General features: G+C 75.1%; 13 protein-coding genes. 8 read left to right on the top strand and 5 right to left on the bottom strand.

Annotated features, from left to right (window positions below):
- The first annotated feature begins 10 nt into the window (after positions 1-10).
- The 8 genes from DCS98_RS01165 to DCS98_RS01200 all read left to right on the top strand — a co-directional run bounded on the left by DCS98_RS01165 (position 11) and on the right by DCS98_RS01200 (position 8,273).
- Positions 11-511, top strand: a complete 501-nt coding sequence (locus DCS98_RS01165) for a MarR family winged helix-turn-helix transcriptional regulator (RefSeq protein WP_116450095.1) — start codon at positions 11-13, stop codon at positions 509-511.
- Between the two features lie 89 nt (positions 512-600).
- Positions 601-2,100 carry an HAD-IIIA family hydrolase gene (locus tag DCS98_RS01170; RefSeq protein WP_116449521.1) on the top strand — a complete coding sequence of 500 codons (1,500 nt, stop codon included), beginning with the start codon at positions 601-603 and terminating at the stop codon, positions 2,098-2,100.
- Complete coding sequence (locus DCS98_RS01175; RefSeq protein ID WP_116449522.1) at positions 2,094-3,098, top strand: glycosyltransferase family 9 protein; 1,005 nt, start codon at positions 2,094-2,096, stop codon at positions 3,096-3,098. Before DCS98_RS01170 ends, DCS98_RS01175 begins: the two co-directional genes overlap by 7 nt.
- 10 nt (positions 3,099-3,108) lie before the next feature.
- The gene (locus tag DCS98_RS01180; protein ID WP_116449523.1) at positions 3,109-4,089 is read left to right on the top strand and encodes a glycosyltransferase; all 981 of its coding nucleotides are present in this window, start codon (positions 3,109-3,111) and stop codon (positions 4,087-4,089) included.
- Entirely contained in the window at positions 4,086-5,300 is a 1,215-nt protein-coding gene (locus DCS98_RS01185; RefSeq protein ID WP_116449524.1) for a glycosyltransferase, read from the top strand. The genes DCS98_RS01180 and DCS98_RS01185 overlap by 4 nt, the downstream gene beginning before the upstream one ends.
- Positions 5,297-5,971, top strand: a complete 675-nt coding sequence (locus DCS98_RS01190) for a D-sedoheptulose-7-phosphate isomerase (RefSeq protein ID WP_116449525.1) — start codon at positions 5,297-5,299, stop codon at positions 5,969-5,971. The genes DCS98_RS01185 and DCS98_RS01190 overlap by 4 nt, the downstream gene beginning before the upstream one ends.
- The gene (rfaE2, locus tag DCS98_RS01195; protein WP_116449526.1) at positions 5,968-7,332 is read left to right on the top strand and encodes a D-glycero-beta-D-manno-heptose 1-phosphate adenylyltransferase; all 1,365 of its coding nucleotides are present in this window, start codon (positions 5,968-5,970) and stop codon (positions 7,330-7,332) included. The genes DCS98_RS01190 and rfaE2 overlap by 4 nt, the downstream gene beginning before the upstream one ends.
- A gap of 35 nt (positions 7,333-7,367) precedes the next feature.
- Entirely contained in the window at positions 7,368-8,273 is a 906-nt protein-coding gene (locus DCS98_RS01200) for a glycosyltransferase family 9 protein (protein ID WP_241036996.1), read from the top strand.
- Between the two features lie 61 nt (positions 8,274-8,334).
- On the opposite strand, the gene DCS98_RS01205 is transcribed toward DCS98_RS01200, so the two are convergent.
- The 5 genes from DCS98_RS01205 to DCS98_RS01225 all read right to left on the bottom strand — a co-directional run bounded on the left by DCS98_RS01205 (position 8,335) and on the right by DCS98_RS01225 (position 14,734).
- The gene (locus tag DCS98_RS01205) at positions 8,335-9,972 is read right to left on the bottom strand and encodes a vWA domain-containing protein (protein WP_116449528.1); all 1,638 of its coding nucleotides are present in this window, start codon (positions 9,970-9,972) and stop codon (positions 8,335-8,337) included.
- Positions 9,973-10,068: 96 nt separating this feature from the next.
- Positions 10,069-11,064: a UDP-glucuronic acid decarboxylase family protein gene (locus tag DCS98_RS01210; RefSeq protein ID WP_116449529.1), complete on the bottom strand. Its 996-nt coding sequence runs from the start codon at positions 11,062-11,064 to the stop codon at positions 10,069-10,071.
- A gap of 171 nt (positions 11,065-11,235) precedes the next feature.
- The gene (locus DCS98_RS01215) at positions 11,236-12,558 is read right to left on the bottom strand and encodes an ABC transporter substrate-binding protein (RefSeq protein ID WP_241036998.1); all 1,323 of its coding nucleotides are present in this window, start codon (positions 12,556-12,558) and stop codon (positions 11,236-11,238) included.
- 122 nt (positions 12,559-12,680) lie between these two features.
- The gene (locus DCS98_RS01220; RefSeq protein WP_116449531.1) at positions 12,681-13,853 is read right to left on the bottom strand and encodes a branched-chain amino acid ABC transporter permease; all 1,173 of its coding nucleotides are present in this window, start codon (positions 13,851-13,853) and stop codon (positions 12,681-12,683) included.
- A 2-nt stretch (positions 13,854-13,855) separates the two neighbouring features.
- Positions 13,856-14,734, bottom strand: coding sequence for a branched-chain amino acid ABC transporter permease (locus DCS98_RS01225; protein ID WP_116449532.1), 879 nt, complete (start codon positions 14,732-14,734; stop codon positions 13,856-13,858).
- Positions 14,735-14,754 lie beyond the last annotated feature (20 nt).

Here is a 14,754-nt window from a genome sequence, read left to right on the forward strand (position 1 = left end):
CGATGGTGGCGTGCCCCGCCCCGAGGACGCGCTCGCGCGCGGAGTTCCCCGGGATGCCGGGGCGGTGCCGGGGGCGGCGCCGCGGCCGGCCGAGACCTGGCTGCGCATCGTCCAGGTGCACGACCGCATCTCCCACCGGGTGGACTCCGCCCTGCACACCCAGCACGACCTCTCGCTGACCGGGTTCGAGGTGCTGCGGCGGCTGACCGAGTCACCGGGCGAGCGCACCAGCATGGGCCAGCTGGCCGAGGCGGTCGGGCTCTCCCGCGCGGGCGTCACCAGCACGGTGAACCGGCTGGTCGCGCAGGGGCTGGTGCTGCGCGAGCGCGGCGGCGAGGACCGCCGCCTGCTCCACGCCCGGCTCACCCCGGCCGGGCGGCAGCGCGTCGTCCAGGCGGCGGGCACGCACGACGACCTCGTGGCGCACCTGCTCGCCCTGCTCGGGGACGACGCCTCGCTGGTCACCGACGCCCTCGCGAGGGTGTCCGCGGCCACGCGCACCCGACGCTGAGGAGTCCTCCCGGCCGACGGACGGCGACGGGCCGGGAAGCTTCAAGCCCGTAGTGTTTCACCGGAACAAGATCGGGCACCGGCTCGTCCATGTCGTCGGCGATCGCGAGCACCAGCGTCGTCGTCCCCACCATCGGACGGCCGTCGCTCGACGTGCTGCTCGACGCCCTCGCCGCCGCACGGGGCCCGCGGCCGGCCGAGCTGATCCTGGTCGACGACCGTCCCTCGGGAGCTCCGCTGCGGCCCGAGCGGCCCGGTCTCCCGCCCGTGCGCGTCGTGCGCACCGGCGGCGGGGGCCCCGCGCGGGCCCGCAACCTCGGCTGGCGGACGGCCCGCACGGAGTGGATCGCCTTCCTCGACGACGACGTCGTCCCCGACCCCGACTGGTTCGAGCGCCTGGAGCAGGACCTCGCCGCGCTGCCGGCCGACGTCGCGGGCAGCCAGGGCCGCGTCCGCGTGCCGCTGCCGGAGGACCGTCGGCCCACCGACTGGGAGCGCGGCACGGCCGGCCTTGCGACCAGCAGCTGGATCACCGCCGACCTGGCCTACCGCCGCGCCGCGCTGGCCGCGGTGGGCGGCTTCGACGAGCGGTTCCCCCGCGCCTTCCGCGAGGACTCCGACCTGGCGCTGCGCGTGATGGACACCGGCGCGCGGCTGGTGCGCGGCGAGCGCTGGATCACCCACCCGGTGCGGCCCACCGACCGCTGGACCAGCGTGCGCGTGCAGGCCGGCAACGCCGACGACGTCCTCATGCGGCGCCTGCACGGACCGGACTGGCGCGAGCGGGCCGACGCCGCGCTCGGCCGCCGTCCGCAGCACACCGCGGTCACCGCCGCCGCCCTGGCCGCGGTCGGCCTCGCCGCGGCCCGCCGCCCGCGCGCGGCGGCACTGGCGGCGGTGGCCTGGCTCGCGGGCACCGCCGAGTTCGCCTGGGCGCGGATCGCACCCGGCCCGCGCACCCGCGACGAAGTCACCACCATGGCGCTCACCAGCGCCGCCATCCCGCCGCTGGCGACGTGGCACTGGCTGAAGGGCGTGGTCCGGCACCGCGGCGTCCCCGCCTGGCGCGGGCTGCCCGACCTGGTCCTGTTCGACCGCGACGGCACGCTCGTCCACGACGTCCCCTACAACGGCGACCCCGATCGGGTGCGCCCGGTCGACGGGGCGGAGGAGGCGCTGGACCGGCTGCGCGCCCGCGGCGTGCGCGTCGGCGTGGTCAGCAACCAGTCCGGCGTCGCCCGCGGGCTGATCACCCGCGAGCAGGTCGACGCCTGCATGACCCGACTCGAGGAGCTGCTCGGCCCCTTCGACACGGTGCAGTGCTGCCCGCACGGCCCCGACGACGGCTGCGCCTGCCGCAAGCCCGCGCCGGGCATGGTGAAGGCCGCCTGCGCCGAGCTGGACGTGGATCCCGCGCGCTGCGTCGTCATCGGCGACATCGGTGCCGACGTCGAGGCCGCGGCGGCCGCCGGCGCCGTCGGAATCATGGTGCCGACGCCGGTCACCCGCCGCGAGGAGGTCGCCGCCGCCGGCCGTCGCGCGGGCACGCTGACGGCGGCGGTCGACGACGTGCTGGCGGGGAGATGGTGACCCGCACGGTGCTGGTCGCCCGGCTGGACAACGCCGGGGACGTGCTGCTGCAGGGCCCGATGGTCCGCGCGGTCGCCGCCGGCGCCGACCGGGTGGTGCTGCTGGCCGGGCCCGCCGGGGCGGAGGCCGCCCGGCTGCTGCCCGGGGTGGACGAGGTCTGGACCTGGGCCTGCCCGTGGATCCTCGGCGACCCCCCTCCCGTCGACGCCACGGACCTCGCGGGGCTCACCGAACGCATCCGCGCGCTGGCCCCCGACGAGGCGCTGATCAGCACCTCCTTCCACCAGACCCCGCTGCCGCTGGCGATGCTCCTGCGCGCCGCCGGGGTCCCGCGGATCTCGGCGATCAGCGTCGACTACCCCGGATCGCTGCTCGACGTCCGCCACCGCGTGGACGAGGACCTGCCCGAACCCGAGCGGGCGCTGTCGCTCGCGCGCGCGGCCGGGTTCGAGCTGCTCGACGGGGACGACGGCCGGCTGGCCGTGCGGCGCCCGCTGCCCACTCCCCGGCACGAGCCCGGCTACGTCGTCGTGCACCCCGGGGCGTCGGTGCCCGCGCGGGCCTGGCCGGCGCAGCGGTGTGCGGAGGCCGTCGAGGCGCTGGCCGCCGCGGGGCACCGGGTGCTGGTCACCGGCGGTCCGGGGGAGCGGGAGCTCACCGCCGCTGTCGCCGGGTCGGCCGGACTCGACCTCGGCGGCGCCACCTCGCTGCCCGAGATGGCCGCGCTGCTCGACGGCGCCGCGGCCGTCGTCGTCGGCAACACCGGGCCGGCGCACCTCGCCGCCGCCGTCGGGACGCCCGTCGTCTCCCTGTTCGCGCCGGTCGTCCCGGCCGTGCGCTGGGCGCCCTACGGCGTCCCGGCCGTGCTGCTCGGCGACCAGACCGCCCCCTGCCGCGACACCCGGGCCCGCGAGTGCCCGGTGCCCGGCCACCCCTGCCTGACCTCGGTGACAGCGGACGACGTGGTCACCGCGGTGGAGAAGCTGGTGACGACGTGAAGGTCCGCTCATGAAGGTGCTCGTCTGGCACGTGCACGGCTCCTGGACGACGGCGTTCGTCGAGGGCTCCCACGAGTACCTGATCCCGGTGACGGCCGAGCGGGGGCCCGACGGGCTGGGCCGGGCCCGCACCTGGGACTGGCCGGCGTCCGCCCGCGAGGTGACGCCGGAGCAGCTGCGCGAGGAGGACGTCGACGTCGTCGTCCTGCAGCGGACCCGCGACCTCGAGCTCGTGCGCGAGTGGCTGGGCCGCGAGCCCGGCCGCGACCTGCCCGCCGTCTTTCTGGAGCACAACGCGCCCGGGCTGGAGCCCGACGACGGGCCGGTGCCGCACACCCGGCACCCGCTGGCCGACCGCACCGACATCCCGATCGCGCACGTCACCCACTTCAACCGGCTCTTCTACGACAACGGCCGCGCGCCGACGACGGTCATCGAGCACGGCATCGTCGACCCGGGGGAGCGCTACACCGGCGAGCTGGCGCGGGCGGCCGTGGTCACCAACGAGCCGGTCCGCCGCGGCCGCACCGTCGGTGCCGACCTGCTGCCCGGGCTGGCCGAGGTCGCGCCGGTCGACGTCTTCGGCATGGGGCTGTCCGGCCTGCACGAGAGGTACGGCCTCGACCCCTCCCGCGTGGGCCTGTTCGACGACCCGCCGCAGGCGGCGATGCACGCCGAGCTCGCGCGGCGCCGCGTCTACGTGCACCCGGTGCGATGGACGTCGCTGGGCTTGTCGCTGCTCGAGGCGATGCACCTGGGCCTGCCCGTGGTCGCGCTGGCCACCACCGAGGCCGTCGAGGCGGTGCCGGCCGACGCCGGCGTGCTCTCGACCCGGCCCGAACGGCTGTGGGAGGCCGTCCGCACGTACCTGCACGACGAGGACGCCGCCCGGCTGGCCGGCAAGGCGGCACGCGCCGCCGCGCTGGAGCGGTACGGGCTTCCCCGGTTCCTCCGCGATTGGGATGCGCTACTCGAGGAGGTGACCCGATGAGGATCGACCTGGTCAGCGAGCACGCGAGCCCGCTCGCGGCCATCGGCGGCGTGGACGCCGGCGGGCAGAACGTGCACGTGGCCGCGCTGGCGGCCGGGCTCGCCGCGCGCGGGCACGAGGTCACCGTGCACACCCGCCGCGACGACGCCGCGCTGCCGGAACGGGTGGTCGTGCAGGACGGCTACAACGTCGTCCACGTGACCGCCGGCCCGCCCGAGCAGCTGCCCAAGGACGAGCTGCTCCAGCACATGCCCGCCTTCGCGCGGGTGCTGCGGCACGGCTGGGCGGCCGCGCGGCCCGATGTCGTCCACGCGCACTTCTGGATGAGCGGCCTGGCGTCGGTCGAGGCGTCGGCGAGCCTGCTCTCCCCGGTGCCGGTGCTGCAGACCTTCCACGCCCTCGGCTCGGTGAAGCGGCGCCACCAGGGCGACGCCGACACCTCGCCGGCCGAGCGGATCGACCTCGAGCGCGGGTTGTGCCGCGACGTGAGCCACGTGGTCGCCACCTGCTCCGACGAGGTGTTCGAGCTGCGCCGGCTCGGACTGCCCAGCGACCGCGTCTCGATCGTGCCCTGCGGCGTCGACACCTCGGTGTTCACGCCCCGGGGACCGGTGGCGCCCCGCGGGGAGCGCACGCGGCTGCTCGTCCTCGGCCGGCTGGTCGAGCGCAAGGGCCAGGACGACGCGGTGCGGGCGCTGCGCGCGGTGCCCGACGCCGAGCTCGTCGTCGTGGGCGGCCCGCCGACCGACCGGCTGGCCGCCGACCCCGAGGTGCAGCGGCTGCGGGCCGTGGCCGCCGACGCAGGGGTGGCCGACCGGCTGGTGTTCACCGGCGCCGTCGCCCGGTCCGACGTCCCCGGCTGGATCCGCTCGGCCGACGTCGTCCTCGCCGTCCCCTGGTACGAGCCGTTCGGCATCACCCCGCTGGAGGCCATGGCGTGCGGGCGTCCCGTCGTCGCCACCGCCGTCGGCGGGCTGCAGGACTCCGTGGCCGACGGCGTCACCGGCGACCTCGTGCCGCCGCGCGATCCGGAGCGCCTCGGCGAGGTGCTCGCCGCCCTGCTCGCCGACGACGAACGGCGGGCCGCGTACGGCGCCGCAGGCGTCCGCCGGGCGCGCGACCGCTACCGCTGGAGCCGTGTCGTCGCGGACACCGAAACCGTCTACCGGCAGGTGCTCGCCCGCCGCCGTCCCGTGGAGGTCGCCCGATGAGCGTCACCCCGCACTCCTTCTTCGAGAACGTCGTCGCGTCGCCCGACACGTGCACCCACCTCACCGGGGCCGACCACGTGCGCTCCCTGCAGGCGGCCCTGACCTCGCTGGACGGGCAGCTCGACGCCCTCGACCGCTGGGGCCGCGAGCTCGCGGGAGTGCTGTGCGGGGAGAGCCGCGGTCGGCTGCTGGCCGCCGGGAACGGGGGCAGCGCCGCCCAGGCCCAGCACCTCACGGCGGAGCTGGTGGGCCGCTACCGCGCCGACCGGCCGCCGTTCTCGGCGATCTGCCTCACCGCGGAGACGTCGTCGCTGACCGCGATCGCGAACGACTACCCGGCCGACGAGCTCTTCGCCCGGCAGGTCGAGGCGCACGGCCGCGGGGGTGACGTGCTGATCCTCCTGTCGACGTCGGGTCGCTCGCCCAATGCCGTGGCCGCCGCCCGGCGGGCCCGGGAGTGCGGGATCACGGTGCTCGCGCTGACCGGTCCCGCGCCCAACCCGCTGGCGGCCGCCGCCGACGACGCGGTGTGCATCGAGTCGCCCTGGACGGCGACCGTGCAGGAGTGCCACCTGGTGGCGCTGCACCTGATCTGCGCGGCCTTCGACGCCGCGGTGCTCGCCGAGCCCTCGCGCGTGCCCGCCGGCCCGTCGTTCGGGAGCGCGTCGTGAAGCCACCGCTCGTCGTCGTCGGCGACGCGCTGCTCGACGTCGACTTGGTGGGGACGGCGTCCCGGCTCACCCCGGACGCACCCGTGCCCGTCGTCGAGGACGTCGATACGCGCGAGCGCCCCGGCGGTGCCGCGCTGGCCGCCGTCATCGCCGCGTCGGCCACCACCCGCGAGGTCGTGCTCGTGGCGCCGATCGACACCGACGACGGGGCCCGGCGGCTGCGCGAGCTGCTGGAGGGCCGGGTGCGGCTGGTCGGCATCCCGTCGAGCGGCGGGACCGCGGTCAAGCAGCGGGTGCGGGTGGGCGACCACTCCGTCGTCCGCCTGGACAGCGGCGCGCCCACCGCGACGCTCGGCCCGCTGCCCGACGAGGCCGCCGCACTCATCCGCGACGCGGCCGCCGTGCTGGTCGCCGACTACGGGCGGGGGACCACCGCCGCGGCCGACGTGCGGGCCGCGCTGGCCGCCGCCCGGGGGCCGGTGGTCTGGGACCCGCACCCGCGCGGCGCCGACCCCGTGCCCACCGCCCGGCTGGTGACGCCGAACGCGGCCGAGGCCGCGCGCGTGGTGCCCGAGGTCGCGGGCGAGGGGCTCGCGGCCGTCGGCGCCCGCGCCGAGGCGCTGATCGCCACCTGGGGCGTGGGCGCCGTGGCCGTGACGATGGGCGCGCGCGGGGCGCTGCTCTCCTACGGCTCGGGTGCGCCGATGGTCGTGCCGGCGGTCCCGGTGACCGGCGGCGACCCGTGCGGGGCCGGCGACTCGTTCGCGGCCGCCGCGACGATCGCGCTGGCCGACGGCGCCGTGACCGGCGAGGCGGTGTCGGCCGCCGTCGCGTTCGCCGGAGCATTCGTGGCCGGCGGCGGGGCGTCGGCCTGGGACCGTGCAGAGCCCGCCGAGGGGAACGTGGTCGCCGAGCCGGGTGCCGACGGCGTGATCGCGCGGGTCCGTGCCGCCGGGGGCACCGTCGTGGCGACCGGCGGGTGCTTCGACCTGCTGCACCCGGGGCACGTCGCGACGCTGCGGGCGGCGCGCGGGCTCGGTGACTGCCTGGTCGTCTGCATCAACTCCGACGAGTCGGTGCGCCGGCTGAAGGGCCCGACGCGGCCGCTGGTCACCGCGACCGACCGGGCACGGGTGCTGGAGGCGCTGGAGTTCGTCGACGCCGTCGTGGTGTTCGACGAGGACACCCCCGCCGAGGTGCTCGACCGGCTGCGCCCCGACGTCTGGGCGAAGGGCGGGGACTACGCGGGCGCGGACCTGCCCGAGGCCGCGGTGCTGCGCACGTGGGGCGGCCAGGCCGTCGTCCTGCCCTACCTCGACGGGCACTCCACGACGGCGCTGGTCGAGCGCTCCCGGGTGTGATGGGACCGCCTGTACAGGAAGCCCCGTCCGCGTTGGTGCTGCGGCCGCTGGGACTGGGGGACCTGCTCACCGGGGTGCCGGCGATCCGCGCGGTCCGGGCGGCGGTCCCCGACCACCGGCTGGTGCTGGCCACCACCGAGGCGTTGCGGCCGCTGGCCGAGCTGATCGACGCCGTCGACGAGGTGCTGCCCGCCCGCGAGCTCGAGCCGCTCGACTGGACCGGGCCGCCGCCCGAGCTCGCGGTGGACCTCCACGGCAAGGGACCGGCGTCGCACGTGGTCGTCGCCGACCTGCACCCGCGGCGGCTGCTGACCTTCGACAGCCCCGGCTACCCGGGCCCCACCTGGTACGCCGACGAGCACGAGGTGCGGCGCTGGTGCCGACTGGTCTCCGAAGGCCTCGGCGTGGACGCCGACCCGGACGCGCTCGACCTGGCCGTGCCGGCCGTCCCCCCGCCGGTGACCGGTGCCTCCGTCGTCCACCCGGGCGCTGCCTTCCCCGGGCGCCGGTGGCCGCCCGACCGGTTCGCCGCCGTCGCCCGCCACCTCGCCGAGCGCGGGCACGACGTCCGCATCACCGGCGGGCCGAGCGAGGTCGAGCTGGCCGCCGAGGTGGCCCGGTCCGCAGGGCTGGGACCGGAGGCGGTGCTCGCCGGGCGGACGACGTCGCTCGAGCTGGCCGCCGTCGTCGCCGCCGCCCGGCTGGTGGTCTGCGGGGACACCGGCGTCGCGCACCTGGCCAGCGCCTACCGCCGTCCGTCGGTGGTGCTCTTCGGGCCGGTCTCGCCGGCGCTGTGGGGTCCGCCGCCGCGTGCCCAGCACGTGGTCCTCTGGCACGGGGACGGGACCGGCGACCCGTGGGGCACCGGGCTCGACCCCGCCCTGGCGGAGGTCACCGTCGACGAGGTCACGGGGGCGCTGGACGCACTGCCGGAGAAGTAGGTCCGCGACGCGTGTGCTCTGCCCACAGGAGTGGGCAGAGCACGAGCGTGCCGAGAGGGACTCAGCCGCGCTGGCGCAGGGCGTCGAACAGCACCGTCTGCAGGTCCGCCGGGTCGACGGCGGAGTACGCCGCACCGTCGGTGGCGTCGGCGATCTGCTGCAGGGCGGCGAGGTCGGCGTCCGGTCCGAGCGCCACGCCGATCACCTTGATCGGCCGCTCGGGGTTCGCCTCGGCGGCCAGCTGGATCATCAGGTTCGCCAGCGTGATGCCGCCCGCGTCGTCCTCGTTCGTGCCGTCGGTGACGACCAGGACGCTGTTGACCGCCGTCGGGTCGTAGTTGTCCCGGGCCGCGCGCACGGCCGCCAGCGTGGTGTCGTACAGCCCCGTCCCGCCCGGGGTCAGCCGGCCGGGGATGCTGTCGAGCTGGGTGTCGAGCACCTCGCGCTGCGGGCGGCCCTCGGCATCGGCGTCCAGTTCGCGGGTGGGCACCAGTTCGGCCCAGTCCTGGCCGTTCTCCAGCTGGTAGGCGAACACCCACAGGCCGATGGCGTAGTCGCCGGGCACCAGCGAGAGCGTCGCCTTGGCGGCGTCCCGGGCCAGCGTGGCCCGCGTCCCGTCGCCGACCGGCGCCTCCATGGACGTCGACACGTCGAACACCGCCAGGATCCGGGACGGCGAGGCGAGGCTCGACAGCCGCGACAGCAGCGCCTGGATCGCGGTCGGGTCCAGCTCGAGGGCGGCGGGGGCCGCCTGCTGGATGCCGAAGTCGGCGGCGTCGGTGGGCCCGGCGCCGTCGCGGTCGCGGAAGCCCGCGTCCACCGCCGCCGTGCGGGCGGTGTCGGAGGTCAGCCGGCGCACCACGGCGTCGACCGCGGCAGCGGCGTCGTCCGACGGGGAGCCCACCTGGACGATCGGGTAGTCCAGCGACGGGCTGCCCTCGGTCGGGTACACCGCCACCAGGGACGAACCCTCGGCCGCCTGGTTGGTGGCGTAGACCTCGTGCTCGCTCACCGGGACCAGCGGCGCGTCGGCGCCGCCGGCCTCGCCCGCGGCCAGCCCGTCCGCGGCGGAGACCGACGGCCCGCGCTGGGCGGCGAGCACCGCCTGCACGACGGCGTTGTCGGCGTCCTCGTCGCTGCCGAGCGCCGTGCGCACCGCGCCGAGCGCGGCCAGGCCCTCGGCGCTGGTCGCCAGGTCCGGCACGGCCAGGGGCTGCTCGCCGGCGAGGGCCTGCCCCCAGCCGGGAGGAGCGGCAGCCCAGCCGAGCGCCTCCACGGCCTCGCTGCTGGTGCCGAGCACCACCGGCGAGGACGCGAAGTTGCCGACGGGCTCCAGGGGCGCGGCGCCGGCCCGCGCGACCCACAGCGAGGAGTCGGGGAGCCAGACGTCGGGCAGCGCGTCGCCCTCCAGCGCGGAGAGGTCGCCGACGGTCTGCAGCGGCTCCTGCGCCGTCACCTCGGCCTCGGCGCACACCCCGCCGTCGAGCTCGATGGTGTCCGCGAGGAGCTCCTCGGTGACGGTCTCCAGCTCCGGGGCCACCGTGACGGCGACGGTCTCGCGGGTGTCGCACCCGCCGTCGGACCCGGTCAGCCACCAGACCAGCCCGCCGGCGACCAGCAGGACGACGACGCCGGCGGCGACGAGGAGGGGAAGGGGCGCGGTGCGGCGCGGGGCAGTGGGATCGGCGTGGCGGCCCATGCTCGCTCTCTGTGGTCGACTCGGGGAGACGCGGCCCCCCCGAGTCCGCGAACCACAGCCTAGTTGGCCGGAGCCGGACCGTGAGTGGTGTGTCGCTCACACCGCGCGAAGAACAGCTCCCTCGCGCTGCGCGGCGAACCACTCGACGGTGCGCCGCAGGCCCTCCTCGGACGGGACCGTCGGCCGCCAGCCCAGCAGCTGCTCGGCCCGCGTCGTGTCGGGACGGCGCACCTTCGGGTCGTCCACGGGGAGGTCGATGAACTCCACGGGCGAGTCCGACCCGGTGAGCTCGGCGATCCACTGGGCCAGGCGCAGCATCGACAGCTCGTCGGGGTTGCCGATGTTGACCGGGCCGGGGTGGCCCGACCACGCCATCGCCAGGATGCCGCGCACGGTGTCGTCGACGTAGCAGATCGACCGCGTCTGCGAGCCGTCGCCGGCGACCGTCAGCGGCCGCCCCTCCAGCGCCTGCCCGACGAAGGCGGGGATGGCGCGGCCGTCGTCCGGGCGCATGCGCGGCCCGTAGGTGTTGAAGATGCGGACGATGCCGGTGTCGGTGCCCTTCGACGTCCGGTAGGCCGTGGTCATGGCCTCGCTGAAGCGCTTGGCCTCGTCGTACACCCCGCGCGGGCCGATCGGGTTGACGTTGCCCCAGTACTCCTCGCGCTGCGGGTGCTCCAGCGGGTCGCCGTACACCTCCGACGTCGACGCCAGCACGTAGCGGGCGCCCTTCTCGTGCGCCAGGCCCAGGGTGTGCAGCGTGCCGAGGCTGCCGACCTTGAGCGTCTCGATCGGCATCTTCAGGTAGTCGATGGGGCTGGCCGGCGAGGCGAAGTGCAGCACCAGGTCGACCGGGCCGGGGACGTGCACGAAGTCGGTGACGTCGCAGCGGATCAGCCGGAAGCCGGGGTGCTCCATCAGGTGCACCACGTTCTCCGGGGACCCGGTGAGGAAGTTGTCCAGGCACACGACCTCGACGCCCCGCTCGAGCAGGTGCTCGCACAGGTGCGACCCCAGGAAGCCGGCGCCCCCGGTCACCACCGCCCGCCGGATCGTCCGGGCCTCGTGCACGATGTTCGGTTCGTGGGTCATCGCGACCTCCTCCTGCTGGATGCGCCGCGTCAGCGGAGCGGCCGTCGGCGGCCTCCTACCCGGCGTGCGGGAGCACACACTTCGGAGCCGAAGTGTTCGGGCGCCGGAACGGCGGCGGGCCGCCGGCCCCCCCGAGAGGGGACCGACGGCCCGCGTGCGTGGTGCTGTTCGTCAGTCGACGACCGACTCCTCGTCCGGGATGCCGTTCTCCGGGGGAGTGGCGGCCTCGCCGTCGAACTCCTCGATGTCGGCGTCACCGATGTCCGTGACCTGGACCGGGACGACCTCCTCGGAGCCCAGACCCACGATGCGCTCGATCGACATGCCGCTGGTGCCCATGTGGCTGTCCTCGGAGTAGCGGAACGGCGCGAACACCGGACCCTCCCAGTCGGCCCCGGCGGTCTCGATGGCCTCGACGATGCCGTCACGGGTCGGGTTCTGGCCGGCCGCCTGCAGCGCCTGCGTCATCGTGTAGGCCTGCGCCATGCCGTAGACGCGGTAGTTGGTGAGCTCACCCTCGCCACCGCACTCGTCCCAGATCCGCTGGAACTCCTGGATCCAGGGGTTGTCGGTCTGGTCCACGGTCGGCAGGTAACCGGTGGTCAGCGCGCCGTCGAGCAGGCTTGCGTCGCTCACCGCGCCCTGCGAGAACCGGGCCAGCAGGGAGCCGACCAGGTTCGCGTCCGACCCGACGTTCGAGTAGAACCACTGCTCCGGCTGGTAGCCCAGCTGCAGGGCGGTCAGCTGCGACAGGGCGGTGTAGCTGGGCACGTTGAAGCCGACGACGAAGTCGGCCCCGGCGGCCTGCAGCTCGGAGATCTGCGGGGCGACGTTGGTGTTGCCCGGCGTGTACCGCACCGCCGCGACGATCTGGTCGTCGATGTACTGCCGGACGCCGGCCTCGCCGTCCTCGCCGAAGTCGTCGTCCTGGAGGAAGAGACCGACCTTGGCGTCCGGGAACTCCTCGGCGATGTACTGGCCGATGATCTTCCCCTCGCTCTCGTAGTCGGTCTGCCAGCCGAAGGTGTAGGGGTTGGCCTCCGGGTCGTCGCCCCAGAGCAGCGAACCCGAGGAGACGAACAGGTCGGGCACGCCCTCGCTGTTCAGGAAGTCGAGGACGGCGCTGTGCGTCGGCGTCCCGAGACCACCCATGATGGCGAAGACCTCGTCCTCGAGGACGAGCTGGTTGACGACCTGGCTGGTGTTGGTGGGGTTGTAGGCGTCGTCGCGGTAGATCCATTCGATCTGCCGGTCGTAGACGCCGCCCTCCTGGTTCAGGCAGTCGAAGTAGGCCTGGACGCCGGTCGGGATCTCGCTGTAGCCGGGCGCCGCGACGCCGGTCAGCGGGTAGTGCGAACCGAGCTTGATGGTGTCCTCGGTGACACCGATGTCGGAGGCCTCGTTCTCGCCGCCACCGCCGCCACCGCCGCCACCGCTGTCGTCGTCACCGCCGCCGCAGGCGGCGACGGTGGAGACGACGGCTGCTGCGGCCACGAAGGACACGAGACGTCGGGAGGATCTGGACAACAGTTCTCCTCTGGTGCGGCCCGGGCGTCGGTGCCCGGGAGTCTGGTTATCGGCAGTGCGCTGAGCGGGGCAGACGGATCGGGTCGTCCTCACCCCCCGCTCGATGCGCGGGCCGCCGCCATGCGCCGCTTCGCCCGGTAGGTGAGCCAGCGGAGGCGGACGGTGCCGACGAAGCCCGCCGGGGCGAAGATCATCGCCACGATCAGGACCACGCCGTAGACGAGGGGGGCGAGCTGGGCTGCCTCGGTGTTGTCGAGGCCGAAATCGGCGCCGACGTTGGTCACCCAGGGCGGCAGGAAGACCAGCAGCGCCGAGCCGAGCAGGGCCCCGAGCAGGCTGCCCAGGCCGCCGAGCACGATCGCGGTCAGCAGCGAGAGCGAGAGCACCAGCGTGAAGCCGCTGGGGGCGGCGAGGCGGACGACCAGCGCCAGCACCCCGCCGGCCAGACCGGCGGCGGCCGCGCTGACGGTGAATGCGAGCACCCGCCAGACACCCAGGTTGATGCCGGCCAGCTCGGCGGCGACCTCCTGGTCGCGCACCGCGCGCCAGGTGCGCCCGATGCGGCTGCGCACCAGGTTGGCGAGCAGGAAGAACGTGATCAGCAGGCAGATCGCCCCGACGTAGGCCAGCCACTTCGTGTTGGTCGGCGAGTTGCCCGACACGAACCCGATGAAGTCGTCGAACACCTCCGGGGCCTGCGGGGCGCGCACGCGCAGGCCCTGCTCACCGCCGAGCACCGAGTCGAAGTAGAGCGCCAGGCCGGGCAGGCCGACCGCGAGGGCAAGCGTCGCGCCCGCCAGGTACGGGCCGTGCAGTCGAGCGGCCGCCACCCCGACCAGCGCACCGACGGCGGTGGCGATCAGCACGGCCACCAGCAGGATCAGCGGGAGCGGCAGCGCCGCCTCGCGATCCTGGAGGAACAGGGCGGTGGTGTACGCGCCCACCGCCATCAGCGCGCCGTGGCCGAGCGAGATCTGCCCGTTGAGGCCGGTGAGCACCGTCAGGCCGCCGGCGGCGATCGCGTAGTAGGACAGCGTCGCCAGCTGCGAGTTCTGGAACGGGCTGGTGATCTCCAGCAGGATCACCGCGCCCACGGCGCAGAGCACGAGGACCAGCAGGTGCCGCAGCAGGGTGGACTTCGGCAGGAACGAGCGCCCGCCGGTGGACTGTGCGGACGGCGCGTTCGCCGCGGCCGTGGCCTCCTCCGGCGCCTCCTCGGTGGCTGCTCCGGCGCGCGCTGCGGGGGTCTGGGGGTCGGTCATCGTCATGCCCTCCGCGCGACGCTGCTGGCGAACAGTCCGCCAGGTCTCACCAGCAGGACGATCATCAGGATCACCAGCGCGGCCACGTTGACCAGCGCGCTGTCGATGTAGCCGCTGACGTAGCTGAGGGCCAGGCCCAGCAGCAGCCCGCCGACGATGGCCCCGACCGGGGAGTCGAGGCCGCCGAGCACCGCGGCGACGAAGCCGAAGACGATCAGGCTGTCCATGTAGGCCGGGTAGACGAACTCACCACCGGCGATGAGCAGCCCCGCCAGCGACCCGACGACCGCGGCCAGGGCCCAGCCGAGGGTCAGCATCCGGCCGACGCGGACGCCCAGCAGCCGCGAGACCTCCTGGCTGAACGCCGACGCGCGCATGGCCAGACCGATCCGGGTGAAGCGGAAGAGCGCGACCAGCAGCGCCATCACGATCAGCACCGAGCCGATGATGTAGAGGCTGGTCGGCGTGATGGCGATCGTGGTGTCGCCGACCTCGAAGCCCCGCACGCCGAACGGCGTCGGGAAGGACTGGAACGACGAGCCGAAGATGACCGCGATCAGCGCCTGCAGCGCCACGAACAGACCCAGCGCCACGATGACGGCGTTGAGCTCGGGTCCGCCCTCGACCGGCCGGATGATCACCCGCTCCACGATCGCGCCGAGGACGAAACCGCTGACCAGCGCCACGGCGAAGGCGATCCAGTAGGACTGGCCGGCGTCGATGAGCGCCAGCGCGACGAAGGTCGTGGCCGCGGCCATGGAGCCCTGCGCGAAGTTGACGATGCGCGTGGACCGCCAGATCAGCACCAGGGCCAGGGCGAAGGCGGCGTAGATCATGCCCTCGACCAGCCCCGAGAGGGTGATGTTGATGAATTGCTGCACGAAGTGTGCCTTCCTGGACC

The organism is Blastococcus litoris (genome assembly GCF_003075095.1).
GTDB lineage: Bacteria > Actinomycetota > Actinomycetes > Mycobacteriales > Geodermatophilaceae > Blastococcus_B > Blastococcus_B litoris.

Excerpts from the sequence above, each read along its gene's own strand:
- DCS98_RS01170 (WP_116449521.1), top strand. The coding sequence starts at position 601 with ATGTCGTCGGCGATCGCGAGCACCAGCGTCGTCGTCCCCACCATCGGA.
- DCS98_RS01175 (WP_116449522.1), top strand. The coding sequence starts at position 2,094 with ATGGTGACCCGCACGGTGCTGGTCGCCCGGCTGGACAACGCCGGGGAC.
- DCS98_RS01180 (WP_116449523.1), top strand. The coding sequence starts at position 3,109 with ATGAAGGTGCTCGTCTGGCACGTGCACGGCTCCTGGACGACGGCGTTC.
- DCS98_RS01185 (WP_116449524.1), top strand. The coding sequence starts at position 4,086 with ATGAGGATCGACCTGGTCAGCGAGCACGCGAGCCCGCTCGCGGCCATC.
- DCS98_RS01190 (WP_116449525.1), top strand. The coding sequence starts at position 5,297 with ATGAGCGTCACCCCGCACTCCTTCTTCGAGAACGTCGTCGCGTCGCCC.
- DCS98_RS01205 (WP_116449528.1), bottom strand. The coding sequence starts at position 9,972 with ATGGGCCGCCACGCCGATCCCACTGCCCCGCGCCGCACCGCGCCCCTT.
- DCS98_RS01210 (WP_116449529.1), bottom strand. The coding sequence starts at position 11,064 with ATGACCCACGAACCGAACATCGTGCACGAGGCCCGGACGATCCGGCGG.
- DCS98_RS01220 (WP_116449531.1), bottom strand. The coding sequence starts at position 13,853 with ATGACCGACCCCCAGACCCCCGCAGCGCGCGCCGGAGCAGCCACCGAG.